Here is a 15,574-nt window from a genome sequence, read left to right on the forward strand (position 1 = left end):
TCGCAATCCGCGAAGGTGGCCGTACAGTTGGTGCTGGTGTTGTAGCTAAAATCTTTGCATAAGATTTGACGAACCACTAGTAAAAAGGGCATCATTTGATGCCCTTTTTCTGCGCTAAAAAAAGAGTTGGATGTTTTGACATCGATTTTTGCTCTTAGCAAAGAATTAAACGGTCTTTTTGACTAAAATGACTGTTAGATGTGTTGTTTTGCAACGCAAAGGAATGTGCCCTGCAACAGCGGGGTTATTGTCGTCTATATTTAAGACTTATCACAGGTTGGTTTTATGAAAGCAAACGCTGAAACTCCTGATAGCTCAGGTGCAGCAGATACAATGAAGTGGATTGTCGCTTTTGTTCTGTTGGCTGCTGCTGTTGTGGGTAATTACCTGTATGGTGAATTGTCTGTTGTAATTCGCGCTGCAGGTGTAGTTGTGCTGATTGCTGCCGCACTAGGCGTTGCAGCAACAACAACTAAAGGTAAAGCTGCGATCGATTTTGCAAAAGAATCTCGTATGGAGATTCGTAAAGTTGTTTGGCCTACTCGCCAAGAAACTATGCAAACTACATTGATCGTTTTAGCTGTATGTATTGTTATGTCTCTAGTGCTTTGGGGAATTGACGGCATTATGGTCCGTCTAGTTTCTCTAGCAACTGGGGTGTAGAGGGTTCTGATTCATGAGTGAAGCTCCAAAAAAACGTTGGTATGTAGTTCAAGCCTTTTCTGGCTTTGAAGGTCGTGTTGCACAGTCGCTACGCGAGCATATTAAAATGCACAACATGGAAGAACTATTTGGCGATGTGCTAGTACCTACTGAAGAAGTAGTGGAAATGCGTGCAGGCCAACGCCGTAAAAGTGAACGTAAATTCTTCCCTGGCTACGTATTAGTTCAAATGATCATGAATGATGAATCATGGCACTTAGTACGCAGCATTCCGCGTGTTATGGGCTTCATTGGTGGTACCTCTGATCGTCCTGCACCAATCACTGATAAAGAAGCTGATGCTATCTTGAACCGTCTAGAGAAAGCGAGCGAGTCTCCACGTCCTAAGACAATGTTCGAAGCGGGTGAAGTGGTTCGTGTGAACGATGGTCCATTTGCTGACTTCAACGGTACTGTTGAAGAAGTAGATTACGAGAAAAGCCGCATTAAGGTATCTGTATCGATCTTTGGTCGTGCAACACCGGTTGAGCTTGAATTTGGTCAGGTTGAAAAACTGGACTAAAACTCTAAGTTTTGAACAAGCTGTGGATAAATAGTTCATAAGCTGTTTAAAATTAAAGAGTATAAAAAATCACCTTTTTAGGGTTGTTAAAGGCGCGAATTATGATTATAATTTCGCGCCTTTTTGCTTCTGTGGAAGTGAAAAAGAGTTAATTGAATTTATGGGGAGCTCGCCTTGCGGCTAGCGCATGTACCCAAAATATTAGGAAATATCATGGCTAAGAAAGTTGAAGCTTATATCAAACTGCAAGTTGCAGCTGGTATGGCAAACCCAAGTCCACCGGTTGGTCCTGCTCTAGGTCAACACGGCGTGAACATCATGGAATTCTGTAAAGCGTTCAACGCAAAAACAGAATCTGTTGAGAAAGGTCTACCTACTCCAGTAGTTATTACTGTTTACAACGACCGTTCTTTCACGTTCGTAACTAAGACTCCACCTGCTGCTGTTCTTCTTAAGAAAGCTGCTGGCGTTAAGTCTGGTTCAGGTCGTCCAAACACTGAGAAAGTTGGTACTGTTACTGACGCTCAAGTTCAGGAAATCGCAGAAACTAAAGCTGCTGATATGACTGGTGCTGACATCGAAGCAATGAAACGTTCTATTGCTGGTACTGCTCGTTCAATGGGCCTAGTGGTAGAGGGATAAGATCATGGCTAAACTTACTAAGCGTATGCGCGTAATCCGCGACAAAGTTGACTCAACTAAAGAATACGAAATCAGCGAAGCTGTTGCTCTTCTTAAAGAACTAGCGACTGCTAAATTCGTTGAGTCTGTAGATGTTGCTGTTAACCTAGGCATCGATGCTCGTAAATCTGACCAAAACGTTCGTGGCGCAACAGTGCTACCTCACGGTACTGGCCGTGACATCCGCGTTGCTGTTTTCACTCAAGGTGCAAACGCAGAAGCTGCTAAAGCTGCTGGCGCAGATATCGTTGGTATGGAAGATCTTGCTGAGCAAGTGAAAAAAGGCGAAATGAACTTCGACGTAGTTGTTGCTTCTCCAGATGCAATGCGTGTTGTTGGTCAACTAGGTACAATCCTAGGTCCACGCGGCCTTATGCCAAACCCTAAAGTTGGTACTGTAACTCCTAACGTTGCTGAAGCGGTTAAGAACGCTAAAGCTGGTCAGGTTCGTTACCGTAACGACAAGAACGGCATCATCCACACTACTATCGGTAAAGCATCTTTCGAAGCTAGCCAGCTTCAAGAGAACCTAGAAGCACTTCTAGTTGCTCTTAAGAAAGCTAAGCCTTCTTCAGCTAAGGGTTCTTACCTGAAGAAAGTAAGCATCTCTACTACGATGGGTGCTGGTGTTGCTGTTGATCAAGCTAGTCTTGATACTCAAGCAAACTAATTTGCTTAGGCGCAGATTTAGTGTATACTTCTGCGCCTAATATTTGTGGTTGGGTGGTTTTAAAGCAATTTGAAATCATCTATCCCAAGACCGTAGGCGCTGTCGATTTTCATTAGATTATTGATAGCTTAATAAAACCTACGTAGGCGATGTTGTGGTTTGAAGTGGATTTATTCATTTTTAAATAACATCGTAAACGCTCAATACATTTTGTATTGGGTGCTGTAATCACAACCAGAGGTTAATCCAAATGGCTTTAAATCTTCAAGACAAAAAAGCAATTGTTGCTGAAGTCAACGAAGCTGCCAGTGGTGCACTTTCTGCAGTTGTAGCTGATTCTCGTGGCGTTGAAGTTGGCGCAATGACTTCTCTACGTAAACAAGCTCGCGAAGCGGGTGTTTACATGAAAGTTGTTCGTAACACACTAGCACGCCGTGCGGTTCAGGGTACAGACTACGAGTGTCTAGTAGACACTTTCACTGGTCCAACTCTGATCGCGTTCTCTAACGAGCACCCAGGTGCTGCAGCGCGTCTTTTCAAAGACTTCGCTAAAGAGAACAAAGATTTCGAGATCAAAGCTGCTGCATTTGAAGGCGCAGTTACTGATGCTGAAGTACTAGCGACACTACCAACTTACGACGAAGCTATCGCACGCCTAATGATGTGCATGAAAGAAGCTTCTGCTGGCAAGCTGGTTCGTACTATCGCTGCACTACGTGACCAAAAAGAAGAAGCAGCGGCTTAAGCCTTGCTTTTCACTGGTTGCAAATTAAACTTATTGTTGACTTAAAAGAGAATTGTTATGTCTATTACTAACGAGCAAATCCTAGACGCAGTTGCAGAAATGTCTGTAATGCAAGTTGTTGAGCTTATCGAAGCTATGGAAGAGAAATTCGGCGTTTCAGCTGCAGCTGCAGTTGTAGCTGGTGGCGCAGCTGGCGGCGACGCTGCTGCTGAGCAAACTGAATTCGACGTAATCCTAACTGCTGCTGGCGCTAACAAAGTACAAGTTATCAAAGCTGTACGTGGCGCAACTGGCCTAGGTCTTAAAGAAGCTAAAGGTCTTGTAGACTCAGCTCCTGCAGCGCTTAAAGAAGGCGTTGACAAAGCTGAAGCTGAAGCTCTTAAAGCACAGCTAGAAGAAGCTGGCGCTTCTGTTGAAATCAAGTAATTATTACTTAATTTCATAGCCGCAAGGCTAATGGCTGGTGGTTTATTAACCACCGGCCTTTTTGCGCTGTAGGGCTATGACGAAATTTCCGCTGTTTAACCGTCATAATCCGAGCAAAAAAACAGTCATTTTTTCGAAATGATTGTTCACTACCACTAAACAGCTGTTTGTCACCACCCCCTCTGAAGAGTGTTTTGGGTGGTTTGGGTCACTTATCAGCGAGCTGAGGAACCCCATGGTTTACTCTTATACCGAGAAAAAGCGCATCCGTAAGGATTTTGGTACTCGTCCACAAGTTTTGGACATTCCATACCTGTTATCGATCCAGCTTGATTCTTTCGACAAATTCATCGAACAGGATCCAGAAGGTCAATACGGTCTTGAAGCTGCTTTCCGTTCTGTATTTCCAATTCAGAGCTACAACGGCAATTCTGAGCTGCAATACGTTAGCTACCGTCTTGGTGAGCCAGTTTTTGACGTTAAAGAATGTCAAATCCGCGGTGTTACTTACTCAAAGCCACTACGCGTAAAACTACGTCTAGTTATCTTTGATCGAGATGCACCAGCAGGTACTGTAAAAGACATTAAAGAACAAGAAGTCTACATGGGCGAAATTCCGCTTATGACAGACAATGGTACTTTCGTAATTAATGGTACCGAGAGGGTTATCGTATCCCAGCTGCACCGAAGCCCAGGCGTGTTCTTCGACAGTGATAAGGGTAAGACCCACTCATCAGGTAAAGTTCTTTATAACGCACGTGTAATTCCTTACCGTGGCTCATGGTTAGACTTTGAGTTCGATCCTAAGGATAACTTATTCGTACGTATCGACCGTCGTCGTAAGCTACCAGCATCGATTATTCTTCGTGCACTTGGTAAATCGACTGAAGAGATCCTTGATCTGTTCTTCGACAAAGTGAACTTCGAAGTGAAAGACCAAACTCTTCTTATGGAGTTGGTTCCTGATCGTCTACGTGGTGAAACTGCGTCATTCGACATCGAAGCAAACGGTAAAACTTACGTTGAGACTGGTCGTCGTGTTACTGCTCGCCATATCCGTCAACTTGAAAAAGATGGCGTTGAGCACATCGAAGTACCAGTAGAGTACATCGTTGGTAAAGTTGCATCTAAAGATTACATCAACGAAGCAACTGGCGAGATCATCGTTGGCGCGAACCAAGAGATTAGCCTAGAAGCTCTTGCTAACCTGTCTCAAGCAGGCCACAAGGCTCTACAAACTCTGTTCACGAATGACCTAGATCACGGTCCATTCATGTCAGACACTCTACGTGCAGATAGCACAGTAGATCGCATCTCTGCATTGGTAGAAATCTACCGCATGATGCGTCCTGGCGAGCCACCAACGAAAGAAGCTGCAGAGTCTCTATTCGAAAGCCTATTCTTCTCTGAAGAACGTTACGACCTATCAACTGTAGGCCGTATGAAGTTCAACAGCTCTATCGAGCGTGAAGAAGAAGAAGAGCGCGGTACTCTGGATGAATCAGACATCATCGAAGTGATGAAGAAACTGATTGGTATCCGTAACGGTATTGGTGAAGTGGACGATATCGACCACCTTGGCAACCGTCGTATCCGTTCTGTAGGTGAAATGGCAGAAAACCAATTCCGTGTTGGTCTAGTTCGTGTAGAACGTGCCGTTAAAGAGCGCCTAAGCCTTGGTGACCTTGATGCAATCATGCCTCAAGACCTTATCAACGCTAAGCCGATCTCTGCTGCAGTTAAAGAATTCTTTGGCTCTTCACAGCTTTCACAGTTCATGGACCAAAACAACCCATTGTCAGAAGTTACGCACAAACGTCGTATCTCTGCTTTAGGTCCTGGTGGTCTTACTCGTGAGCGCGCAGGCTTCGAAGTACGTGACGTTCACGTAACTCACTACGGTCGTCTATGTCCGATCGAAACGCCTGAAGGTCCAAACATCGGTCTAATTAACTCACTATCTGCGTTTGCACGTTGTAACGATTACGGTTTCCTAGAAACTCCGTACCGTCGTGTAGTAGATGGTGTAGTAACAGAAGAAGTTGATTACCTGTCTGCAATCCAGGAAGGTCAATTCGTAATCGCGCAAGCAAACACCATTCTTACTGAAGAAGGTACGTTTGCAGATGAGCTAATCACAGCTCGTCAAAAAGGTGAATCTGGTCTTCACCCACGCGATCACGTTGACTACATGGACGTTGCGACAAACCAAGTAGTATCTATCGCTGCTTCGCTTATCCCGTTCCTAGAACACGATGATGCGAACCGTGCATTGATGGGTGCCAACATGCAACGTCAAGCTGTACCAACACTTAAGGCTGATAAGCCTCTAGTAGGTACTGGTATCGAACGTAACATCGCAGTTGACTCTGGTGTTACAGCGGTTGCTAAACGTGGTGGTCAAGTTCAGTCTGTAGACGCTTCTCGTATCGTAGTTAAGGTTAACGAAGATGAATTGGTACCTGGCGAAGCTGGTATCGATATCTACAACCTAACTAAGTACACGCGTTCGAACCAAAACACATGTATTAACCAACGTCCAACTGTACTTCCTGGTGAACCAGTTGCACGTGGCGATGTTCTTGCTGATGGTCCTTCAACAGACCTTGGTGAACTAGCTCTTGGCCAAAACATGCGTATCGCATTCATGCCTTGGAACGGTTACAACTTCGAAGACTCGATCTTAGTATCTGAGCGCGTAGTTCAAGAAGACCGTTTCACGACAATCCACATCCAAGAACTATCTTGTGTGGCTCGTGATACTAAGCTGGGTTCTGAAGAGATCACAGCTGATATTCCAAACGTAGGTGAGTCTGCTCTGTCTAAACTAGACGAGTCAGGTATCGTTTACATTGGTGCTGAAGTTAAGGGTGGCGACATCCTAGTTGGTAAAGTAACCCCTAAAGGTGAAACTCAACTGACTCCTGAAGAGAAGCTACTACGTGCTATCTTCGGTGAGAAAGCATCTGATGTTAAAGATACTTCTCTACGTGTACCAAACTCTGTTTCGGGTACTATCATCGATGTACAAGTCTTCACTCGCGATGGCGTAGAGAAAGACAAGCGTGCACTTGAAATCGAACAGATGCAGCTTAAAGAAGCTAAGAAAGACCTAACTGAAGAGTTCCAAATTCTTGAGGGTGGCCTTCTTAACCGTGTTAAAGCTGTACTTCTGTCAGGTGGTTACTCTGAAGCTAAGCTTGATACTATCGGTCGTAAGCAATGGCTAGAGCAAGTTCTAGAAGACGATGCGCTACAAACACAGCTTGAGCAACTTGCTGAGCAGTGGGATGAGCTAAAAGCAGACTTCGATAAGAAGTTTGAAACTAAGCGTCGTAAAATCACTCAAGGTGATGATCTAGCGCCTGGCGTTCTTAAGATTGTTAAAGTTTACCTAGCGGTTAAACGTCGTATCCAGCCTGGTGATAAGATGGCCGGTCGTCACGGTAACAAAGGTGTAATCTCTAAGATTAACCCTGTTGAAGACATGCCATACGATGAGAAAGGTCAGCCTGTAGACATCGTACTTAACCCGCTGGGTGTACCATCGCGTATGAACATCGGTCAGATCCTAGAAGTTCACTTAGGTTTGGCTGCGAAAGGTATCGGTGACAAGATCAACCAAATGGTTAAGGAACAACAAGAACTGCATAAGTTCCGTGAGTTCCTACAGAAGGTTTACGATCTTGGTGATACTCGTCAGAAAGTTGATATTGCTGAACTGTCTGATGATCAAGTTCGTACACTGATCAAGAACCTACGTGGCGGTCTACCGATTGCTACTCCTGTGTTCGACGGTGCTTCTGAGTCTCTAATCAAAGAACTACTTAAACTGGGTGATCTGCCAGAATCTGGTCAGCTTAAACTGTTTGATGGTCGTACTGGTGATTCGTTTGAGCGTCCTGTAACTGTTGGTTACATGTACATGCTGAAACTGAACCACTTGGTTGATGACAAGATGCATGCTCGTTCAACTGGTTCTTACAGCCTAGTAACTCAGCAACCACTTGGTGGTAAAGCTCAGTTCGGTGGTCAGCGTTTCGGTGAGATGGAAGTATGGGCACTAGAAGCATACGGTGCTGCATATACTCTACAAGAAATGCTAACAGTTAAGTCAGATGACGTTAACGGCCGTACTAAGATGTATAAGAACATCGTAGACGGTAACCATAGCATGGAACCTGGTATGCCTGAGTCGTTCAACGTACTGTTGAAAGAGATTCGCTCGCTAGGTATCAACATCGAGCTAGAAGACGAAGAGTAATCCCTCCTTCTTTTTAAAAGAAGATAGGATTATTTGGTAAAAGGGAGCTTGCTACAGCAGTGAGCTCCTTTAACTCCTTACAGGAGCTGAATGTGAAAGACTTATTAAACTTTCTAAAAGCACAGCATAAGACCGAAGAATTTGATGCAATCAAAATCGGTCTATCTTCACCAGATATGATCCGTTCATGGTCTTTTGGTGAAGTTAAAAAGCCGGAAACAATTAACTATCGTACGTTCAAACCTGAACGTGATGGTCTGTTCTGTGCACGTATTTTTGGTCCAGTTAAAGACTACGAATGTCTTTGTGGCAAATACAAGCGCCTGAAGCACCGTGGTGTTATCTGTGAGAAGTGTGGCGTTGAAGTTACACAAACTAAAGTTCGTCGTGACCGCATGGGCCACATCGAGCTAGCTTCACCAGTTGCTCACATCTGGTTCCTAAAATCACTGCCGTCTCGTATCGGTCTACTAATGGATATCCCTCTACGTGATATCGAACGTGTTCTTTACTTCGAGATGTACGTAGTAACTGAACCAGGTATGACTGATCTAGAAAAATCTCAGATGCTTACTGAAGAAGAGTATCTGGATCGTCTAGAAGAGTGGGGTGACGAATTTACTGCTAAGATGGGTGCTGAAGCGATCAAAGATCTGCTTGCAACAATGGACCTTCATCAAGAAGTGGAAGAAATGCGCGAAGAGTTAGAAACGACTAACTCAGAAACTAAGCGTAAAAAAGTTACTAAGCGCCTGAAGCTAGTTGAAGCGTTCATTGCATCGGGTAACGATCCGCAATGGATGATTCTGACTGTACTTCCGGTTCTGCCGCCAGATCTACGTCCTCTAGTACCACTAGATGGCGGTCGTTTTGCGACTTCAGATCTGAACGACCTTTACCGTCGTGTGATCAACCGTAACAACCGTTTGAAGCGCCTTCTAGAGCTAGCTGCTCCGGACATCATCGTACGTAACGAAAAGCGTATGCTGCAAGAGTCTGTTGATGCACTTCTAGATAACGGTCGTCGTGGTCGTGCTATCACTGGTTCTAACAAGCGTCCTCTGAAATCTCTTGCTGATATGATCAAGGGTAAACAAGGTCGTTTCCGTCAGAACCTTCTAGGTAAACGTGTAGACTACTCTGGCCGTTCTGTAATCACAGTAGGTCCATACCTTCGTCTACATCAGTGTGGTCTTCCTAAGAAGATGGCACTTGAGCTATTTAAGCCGTTCATCTACAGCAAGCTAGAAACTCGTGGCATGGCTACGACAATCAAAGCTGCTAAGAAGATGGTAGAGCGCGAAGAAGCTATCGTTTGGGATATCCTGGACGAAGTAATCCGCGAACACCCAGTACTGCTTAACCGTGCACCTACACTTCACCGTCTAGGTATCCAAGCGTTTGAACCAGTACTAATCGAAGGTAAAGCGATTCAGCTTCACCCACTAGTGTGTGCGGCATACAACGCCGACTTCGATGGTGACCAAATGGCGGTACACGTGCCTCTAACTCTAGAAGCACAGCTTGAAGCACGTACACTGATGATGTCGACGAATAACATTCTGTCGCCAGCGTCAGGTGATCCGATCATCGTACCTTCTCAGGACGTTGTATTGGGTCTTTACTACATGACACGTGACAAGATCAACGTGAAAGGCGAAGGTATGTACCTTGCTGGCCCTGCTGAGGCTGAAAAGGCATACCGTACTAAGACTGCTGAGCTACACGCTCGCGTTAAAGTACGTATCACCGAAACTGTAGTAGACGAAGATGGTAACAGCACTACTGAAACGAAGATGGTTGATACAACTGTCGGCCGTGCAATGCTATGGCAAATCGTTCCAGCTGGCCTACCGTACAGCATCGTTAACCAAAAGTTAGGTAAGAAGCAGATCTCTACTCTTCTTAACGAGTGTTACCGTAAGCTTGGTCTAAAAGATACAGTAGTATTTGCTGACCAAATCATGTACGCAGGTTTTGCATACGCTGCACTTTCTGGTGTTTCTGTAGGTATCGACGATATGGTTGTACCTCAAGCGAAATACGATGAAATTGAATCTGCTGAAGAAGAAGTTCGCGAAATCCAAGAGCAATTCCAATCTGGTCTTGTTACTGCGGGTGAGCGTTACAACAAAGTTATCGATATCTGGGCATCTACGAATGACCGCGTTGCGAAAGCAATGATGGATAACCTATCTTCTGAAACCGTTATCAACCGTGACGGCGAAGAAGAACAGCAAGAATCGTTCAACAGCATCTACATGATGGCCGACTCGGGCGCACGTGGTTCTGCAGCTCAGATTCGTCAGCTAGCAGGTATGCGTGGTCTGATGGCGCGTCCAGATGGTTCAATCATCGAAACGCCGATCACAGCGAACTTTAAAGAAGGTCTAAACGTCCTTCAGTACTTTATCTCAACGCACGGTGCTCGTAAGGGTCTTGCGGATACAGCACTGAAAACAGCAAACTCGGGTTACCTAACTCGTCGTCTAGTAGACGTTGCTCAAGACGTTGTAGTACACGAACATGACTGTGGCACGCATGAAGGTATCGACATGATGCCTCACATCGAAGGTGGTGACGTTAAAGTTGCACTTTCTGAGCTTGCTCTAGGTCGTGTAGTAGCTGAAGACGTTCTTAAGCCTGGTACTGAAGATGTACTGATTCCACGTAATACTCTGATTGATGAGAAGTGGTGTCAAATCATGGAAGACAACTCAGTAGATAGCATGAAAGTGCGCTCTGTTGTTACCTGTGATGCAGACTTCGGTTGTTGTGCACAGTGTTACGGTCGTGACCTAGCACGTGGTCACCTAGTGAACCAAGGTGAAGCAGTTGGTGTTATCGCTGCACAATCTATCGGTGAACCGGGTACACAGCTAACGATGCGTACGTTCCACATCGGTGGTGCGGCATCTACTGCAGCAGCAGAGAACAGCATCCAAGCTAAGACAACTGGTACTGTGAAACTTCACAATGCTAAGTTCGTAGTTAACAAAGATAAGAAACTGGTTATCACTTCTCGTGCATCTGAGATGACGATTATTGATGAATTCGGCCGTACTAAAGAGAAGCACAAACTTCCTTACGGTTCGATGCTAACCAAAGGCGACAACGCAGCAGTTACTGCTGGTGAAGTTGTAGCTAACTGGGAAGCGCATACCATGCCAATCATCACTGAAGTGGCAGGTCGTATCCAATTCGTAGATATGATCGATGGTATTACAGTTTCTCGTCAAACTGACGATCTAACGGGTCTTTCTTCAAGTGAAGTTACAGACGCAGCAGCTCGCCCAGCAGCAGGTAAAGATATGCGTCCAGCTATCAAACTTGTTGATGAGCAAGGTAACGACGTAATGATCCCTGGTACTGATATGCCAGCTCACTACTTCCTACCTGGCAAAGCGATTGTAAACATCGAAGATGGCGCTGAAGTTGGCATCGGTGACACACTATCTCGTATCCCTCAAAAATCGAGCGGAAACAAAGATATCACCGGTGGTCTACCACGCGTAGCTGACCTATTCGAAGCTCGTAAGCCTAAAGAGCCTGCGATCCTTGCTGAGCACACAGGTACTGTGTCTTTCGGTAAAGAAACGAAAGGTAAGCGTCGTCTAGTCATCACTCGTGAAGGCGGTGACGCTTACGAAGAGATGATTCCTAAGCATCGTCAATTGAACGTGTTCGAAGGTGAGAAGATTGAACGTGGTGATGTAATCGCCGACGGTCCTGAAACTCCACACGATATCCTGCGTCTACGTGGTATCCACGCAGTAACTCAGTACATCGCGAACGAAGTTCAAGAAGTTTACCGCTTACAAGGCGTAAAGATTAACGATAAGCACATCGAGACTATCGTTCGTCAAATGCTACGTAAGTGTACAATCACTCATTCTGGTGACTCTCCGTTCCTACCTGGCGAACAAGTTGAGTACCACAATGTTAAGATTGCTAACCGTAAGCTAGAAGCTGAAGGTAAAGAACTAGTACGTTTCGAACGTGATCTACTAGGTATTACTAAAGCATCTCTTGCAACTGAGTCATTCATCTCAGCTGCATCGTTCCAAGAAACGACTCGCGTACTAACAGAAGCTGCGGTTTCTGGTAAGCGTGATGACCTTCGCGGTCTGAAAGAGAACGTAATTGTTGGTCGTCTGATCCCAGCTGGTACTGGTTTCGCATACCACCAAGAGCGTCAAAAACAACGTGAAGAAGAGCAAGAAGGTCCTTCAGCTGAACAAGCTACTGACAATCTAGCAGCACTTCTAAACGCTGGTTTCTCTTCAGAAGAGTAAGCTCTACGAGTAGTCTCTAAGAGATAAGAAAAAGGCACCTTCGGGTGCCTTTTTTGTATCTGGCGTATTGGTATTTAGCTATGACTTATAAAGTGATAGGTGTGCTTATCTAGCTGGTGAGGTTGGATTTATGTCCTGAAGAGTGCTCTTTGAGGCCAGTAAGATAAAGGGTAGAGATGACTAGGCTGATTAGGGCTGTAACCATATGCTTATGGCTAAAGGTCAGGGCGAGCGAGTAAGCTCTGTCTGAAAGGTTCTGGGTAGTTTGGATAACCTTACAGACAAAACAAAAAGCTTGTACAGAGGCAAGCTTATTAAGGATTCGGCTAACTAAGCGCCTGGTGGAATCGCTAAACTGTCTGCAATAAGCTGGATAAGATTATCTTCTACTTCAAAACGTAGTTCGAGTAGTTCACCTACTTTGGACATATCTCCTTCGAAGTTAGGCAACTCATCGTCTGCATTTACTTTAACGTACTTATCATTGAATTCTAGAAGCGGCTCGGTTGTAAGTACGATCTTCGCGTAAGTTGTATCAATCTCGTCATTGGTTTTAAAGCCTGTTGCTTGCCATTTTTTCATGACCATATCGTAGATCTTAAAATGACCCTCTGAGATATAATCGACAACATGATCACAGAATGAGCTTATTTCTTTAGGGGAAGGGAGTTCAACAACGTTTGATTGCCCGTTGCTAGCTGGCTGCAAGGCACCTAGCTTACAATACTCAACGATTAGAGACTGTCGAGTTTCGAGCCAATGATCGATGACCTCATTAGAGCCACCCCATTGTTCTTGTATTTGTTTGAATTTATTTAGCATGACCATGTCCTCATGATCTGATCACAACCTTGTGATCAAGTAATTGCCTAAGCAGGGTCCGTTTTATTGGTAGCTACTAAAAGTAATAGCTTGAAATATTCTCTGCTACAACTCTAGTATGAAATTAGATTGCCAGTAAAATGAACGAACTGCAAGCAATGAGGCATAGGGATGTTAAAAAAAAGTGATAACAAAATGACAGAGCAAGCTTATTGGTGCGTCGTTTCTGGTAGTGATATTTGGGTTAATAATGATCAGTTTCCGTTTGGCTCTGCTGAAGAGCTTGGGCTGAGTGTGGAGCATGCAATCTGTATTGGTCAGCATCAAGGTCGCAAGGTGTATTGGCTCAACGATTGTGATGTGGAGAATGAGCTGAGCATGGTCAGCCTAAGAGAGTTACTGCACTGGCCTGAAGTGAGTTTCTTGACTGCAAGCAAAGCCATCCAATATGGGCATATGACTCAAAGTATGCGTTTTTGCCCTCAGTGTGGTGGTCGAAATCATCTCAACCATAACCAGGTGGCGATGCAGTGTGGAGATTGCCGCACACTTCATTATCCTCGTATCTTCCCGTGCATCATTGTCGCTGTACGAAACGACAACAAGATATTGCTTGCGCAGCACCCAAGACATAAGACAGGTATGTATACCGTGATAGCGGGCTTCCTAGAGGTCGGAGAGACCTTAGAGCAGTGTGTGGCAAGAGAAGTCAAAGAAGAAACGGGTATCGATGTCGATAATATTCGTTATTTTGGCAGCCAGCCATGGGCGTTTCCATCGAGTATGATGATGGGCTTTCTCGCAGATTATGCTGGTGGTACGCTCAAGCCTGACTACAGCGAGCTATCGGATGCTCAATGGTTTGACGTAACAAGCCTGCCTGATGTTGCTCCTGTTGGAACCATTGCGAGACAGTTGATTGAGAAAACCGTTGATGACGTGATGAAAGATGGTGTGACTGAGCAGATACTAGAGCACTAATTTGCCTGTGATAGTATTTGGCCTATGGGTGATCAAAAGCTAAAAAAAACCCTCCACAAGTGGAGGGGGTAAGTAAGATGTCGTTATGAGATGCTGAGTAGTGACTACTCAGATGTTATAATTGTAATTTTCGCTAGCGAACAAATTTTTAACATGCTCCCGTAATTGGGTGCAAATTAAGCATTGATTTAAAAGTTAATAACTTGATCTAGGTTGCAAAGCACAAAGCTTTTACCCTTCAATCAGTGTTAGAATACTTGCCATCAAAACTAGACAAGATTGAATTGGAATTTAACGGAATGACCGAATTAAAAAACGATCGCTATTTACGCGCACTTTTAAAACAGCCTGTTGATTACACACCGGTATGGATGATGCGCCAAGCTGGCCGCTATCTTCCTGAATACAAAGCAACGCGCGCTGAAGCGGGCGATTTCATGTCTTTGTGCAAAAACGCGGAACTGGCATCAGAAGTAACACTTCAACCTTTACGTCGTTTCCCGCTTGATGCGGCAATCTTGTTCTCAGACATCCTAACTATCCCTGATGCAATGGGCTTAGGTTTGTACTTTGAAACAGGTGAAGGTCCTAAGTTTGAGCGTCCTATCACGTGTAAAGCTGACGTAGAGAAGATTGGCCTACCTGATCCAGAAGGCGAGCTTCAATACGTAATGAATGCCGTTCGTCAGATCCGTAAAGACCTGAAAGGCGAAGTGCCACTGATTGGTTTCTCTGGTAGCCCATGGACTCTAGCGACATACATGGTTGAAGGTGGAAGCTCTAAAGCATTCACTAAGATCAAGAAGATGATGTACGCAGAACCACAAACGCTGCACCTGCTTCTAGACAAGCTGGCTGACAGTGTTATCGAATACTTGAACGCGCAAATTAAAGCGGGTGCTCAATCGGTAATGGTATTTGATACATGGGGTGGTGTACTGACTCCTCGTGACTACAACCTATTCTCACTGCAATACATGCACAAAATCGTTGATGGCCTAATCCGTGAAAACGAAGGTCGCCGTGTGCCGGTTACTCTGTTCACTAAGAACGGCGGCATGTGGCTTGAGTCTATCGCAGCAACAGGTTGTGATGCGGTTGGTCTAGACTGGACAATCAACATCGCAGATGCAAAAGCTCGCATCGGCGACAAAGTTGCTCTGCAAGGTAACATGGATCCTTCAATGCTTTACGCTCAGCCTGAACGTATTCGCGAAGAAGTGGGCAGCATCCTTGAAGGCTTCGGCGACGGTGGTACAGGTCATGTATTTAACCTAGGCCACGGTATCCACTTAGATGTACCGCCAGAGAACGCTGGTGTATTCGTTGACGCTGTTCACGAATTGTCTAAGCCTTACCACAAGTAATTCTGAGTAAGATTATTGAAAGCGCTGTTGGGAAACCAACAGCGCTTTTTTATGGTTCATCGCGGCTTTCCGGGGAAAGCCGCTTTTATCTTCAAGAA

11 protein-coding genes are annotated in these 15,574 nt (G+C 45.0%); 10 read left to right on the forward strand and 1 reads right to left on the reverse strand.

What is annotated here, in order from left to right:
• Positions 1-285: 285 nt before the first annotated feature.
• From secE to rpoC, 8 genes are all read left to right on the forward strand, one after another.
• Complete coding sequence (gene secE, locus AB6E51_RS22865; RefSeq protein ID WP_010435558.1) at positions 286-663, forward strand: preprotein translocase subunit SecE; 378 nt, start codon at positions 286-288, stop codon at positions 661-663.
• 13 nt (positions 664-676) lie between these two features.
• On the forward strand, positions 677-1,225 hold the full coding sequence (nusG, locus tag AB6E51_RS22870) for a transcription termination/antitermination protein NusG (protein ID WP_010435556.1): 549 nt from the start codon (positions 677-679) through the stop codon (positions 1,223-1,225).
• A gap of 213 nt (positions 1,226-1,438) precedes the next feature.
• Positions 1,439-1,867, forward strand: coding sequence for a 50S ribosomal protein L11 (rplK, locus tag AB6E51_RS22875; RefSeq protein ID WP_010435555.1), 429 nt, complete (start codon positions 1,439-1,441; stop codon positions 1,865-1,867).
• 4 nt (positions 1,868-1,871) lie between these two features.
• Positions 1,872-2,576 (forward strand): 50S ribosomal protein L1, encoded by a 705-nt coding sequence (gene rplA / locus AB6E51_RS22880; RefSeq protein ID WP_017060523.1) that lies wholly within the window; start codon positions 1,872-1,874, stop codon positions 2,574-2,576.
• Positions 2,577-2,826: 250 nt separating this feature from the next.
• Positions 2,827-3,321 carry a 50S ribosomal protein L10 gene (gene rplJ, locus AB6E51_RS22885; RefSeq protein WP_017060524.1) on the forward strand — a complete coding sequence of 165 codons (495 nt, stop codon included), beginning with the start codon at positions 2,827-2,829 and terminating at the stop codon, positions 3,319-3,321.
• 57 nt (positions 3,322-3,378) lie between these two features.
• A complete protein-coding gene (rplL, locus tag AB6E51_RS22890; protein WP_017060525.1) occupies positions 3,379-3,747 on the forward strand; it encodes a 50S ribosomal protein L7/L12 in 369 nt (122 codons plus the stop codon).
• A gap of 235 nt (positions 3,748-3,982) precedes the next feature.
• A complete protein-coding gene (gene rpoB / locus AB6E51_RS22895; RefSeq protein WP_017060526.1) occupies positions 3,983-8,011 on the forward strand; it encodes a DNA-directed RNA polymerase subunit beta in 4,029 nt (1,342 codons plus the stop codon).
• A gap of 92 nt (positions 8,012-8,103) precedes the next feature.
• The gene (gene rpoC, locus AB6E51_RS22900; protein WP_017060527.1) at positions 8,104-12,306 is read left to right on the forward strand and encodes a DNA-directed RNA polymerase subunit beta'; all 4,203 of its coding nucleotides are present in this window, start codon (positions 8,104-8,106) and stop codon (positions 12,304-12,306) included.
• Positions 12,307-12,636: 330 nt separating this feature from the next.
• Here the strand turns inward: rpoC and AB6E51_RS22905 are convergent, their stop codons facing one another.
• Complete coding sequence (locus tag AB6E51_RS22905; protein ID WP_032546263.1) at positions 12,637-13,134, reverse strand: Rsd/AlgQ family anti-sigma factor; 498 nt, start codon at positions 13,132-13,134, stop codon at positions 12,637-12,639.
• A gap of 165 nt (positions 13,135-13,299) precedes the next feature.
• On the opposite strand from AB6E51_RS22905, the gene nudC reads away from it, so the two are divergent.
• Positions 13,300-14,109, forward strand: coding sequence for an NAD(+) diphosphatase (gene nudC, locus AB6E51_RS22910; protein WP_017060529.1), 810 nt, complete (start codon positions 13,300-13,302; stop codon positions 14,107-14,109).
• A 299-nt stretch (positions 14,110-14,408) separates the two neighbouring features.
• Entirely contained in the window at positions 14,409-15,476 is a 1,068-nt protein-coding gene (gene hemE / locus AB6E51_RS22915; RefSeq protein ID WP_017060530.1) for a uroporphyrinogen decarboxylase, read from the forward strand.
• Positions 15,477-15,574: the final 98 nt, after the last annotated feature.

Source organism: Vibrio sp. 10N.247.311.47 (genome assembly GCF_041467535.1).
Lineage (GTDB): Bacteria > Pseudomonadota > Gammaproteobacteria > Enterobacterales > Vibrionaceae > Vibrio > Vibrio crassostreae_C.

What these genes read in the sequence shown, in the direction of transcription:
- nusG (WP_010435556.1), top strand. Translation starts at nt 677, where the DNA reads ATGAGTGAAGCTCCAAAAAAACGTTGGTATGTAGTTCAAGCCTTTTCT.
- rpoB (WP_017060526.1), top strand. Translation starts at nt 3,983, where the DNA reads ATGGTTTACTCTTATACCGAGAAAAAGCGCATCCGTAAGGATTTTGGT.
- hemE (WP_017060530.1), top strand. Translation starts at nt 14,409, where the DNA reads ATGACCGAATTAAAAAACGATCGCTATTTACGCGCACTTTTAAAACAG.
- rplA (WP_017060523.1), top strand. Translation starts at nt 1,872, where the DNA reads ATGGCTAAACTTACTAAGCGTATGCGCGTAATCCGCGACAAAGTTGAC.
- secE (WP_010435558.1), top strand. Translation starts at nt 286, where the DNA reads ATGAAAGCAAACGCTGAAACTCCTGATAGCTCAGGTGCAGCAGATACA.
- nudC (WP_017060529.1), top strand. Translation starts at nt 13,300, where the DNA reads ATGTTAAAAAAAAGTGATAACAAAATGACAGAGCAAGCTTATTGGTGC.
- AB6E51_RS22905 (WP_032546263.1), bottom strand. Translation starts at nt 13,134, where the DNA reads ATGGTCATGCTAAATAAATTCAAACAAATACAAGAACAATGGGGTGGC.
- rplJ (WP_017060524.1), top strand. Translation starts at nt 2,827, where the DNA reads ATGGCTTTAAATCTTCAAGACAAAAAAGCAATTGTTGCTGAAGTCAAC.
- rplL (WP_017060525.1), top strand. Translation starts at nt 3,379, where the DNA reads ATGTCTATTACTAACGAGCAAATCCTAGACGCAGTTGCAGAAATGTCT.
- rplK (WP_010435555.1), top strand. Translation starts at nt 1,439, where the DNA reads ATGGCTAAGAAAGTTGAAGCTTATATCAAACTGCAAGTTGCAGCTGGT.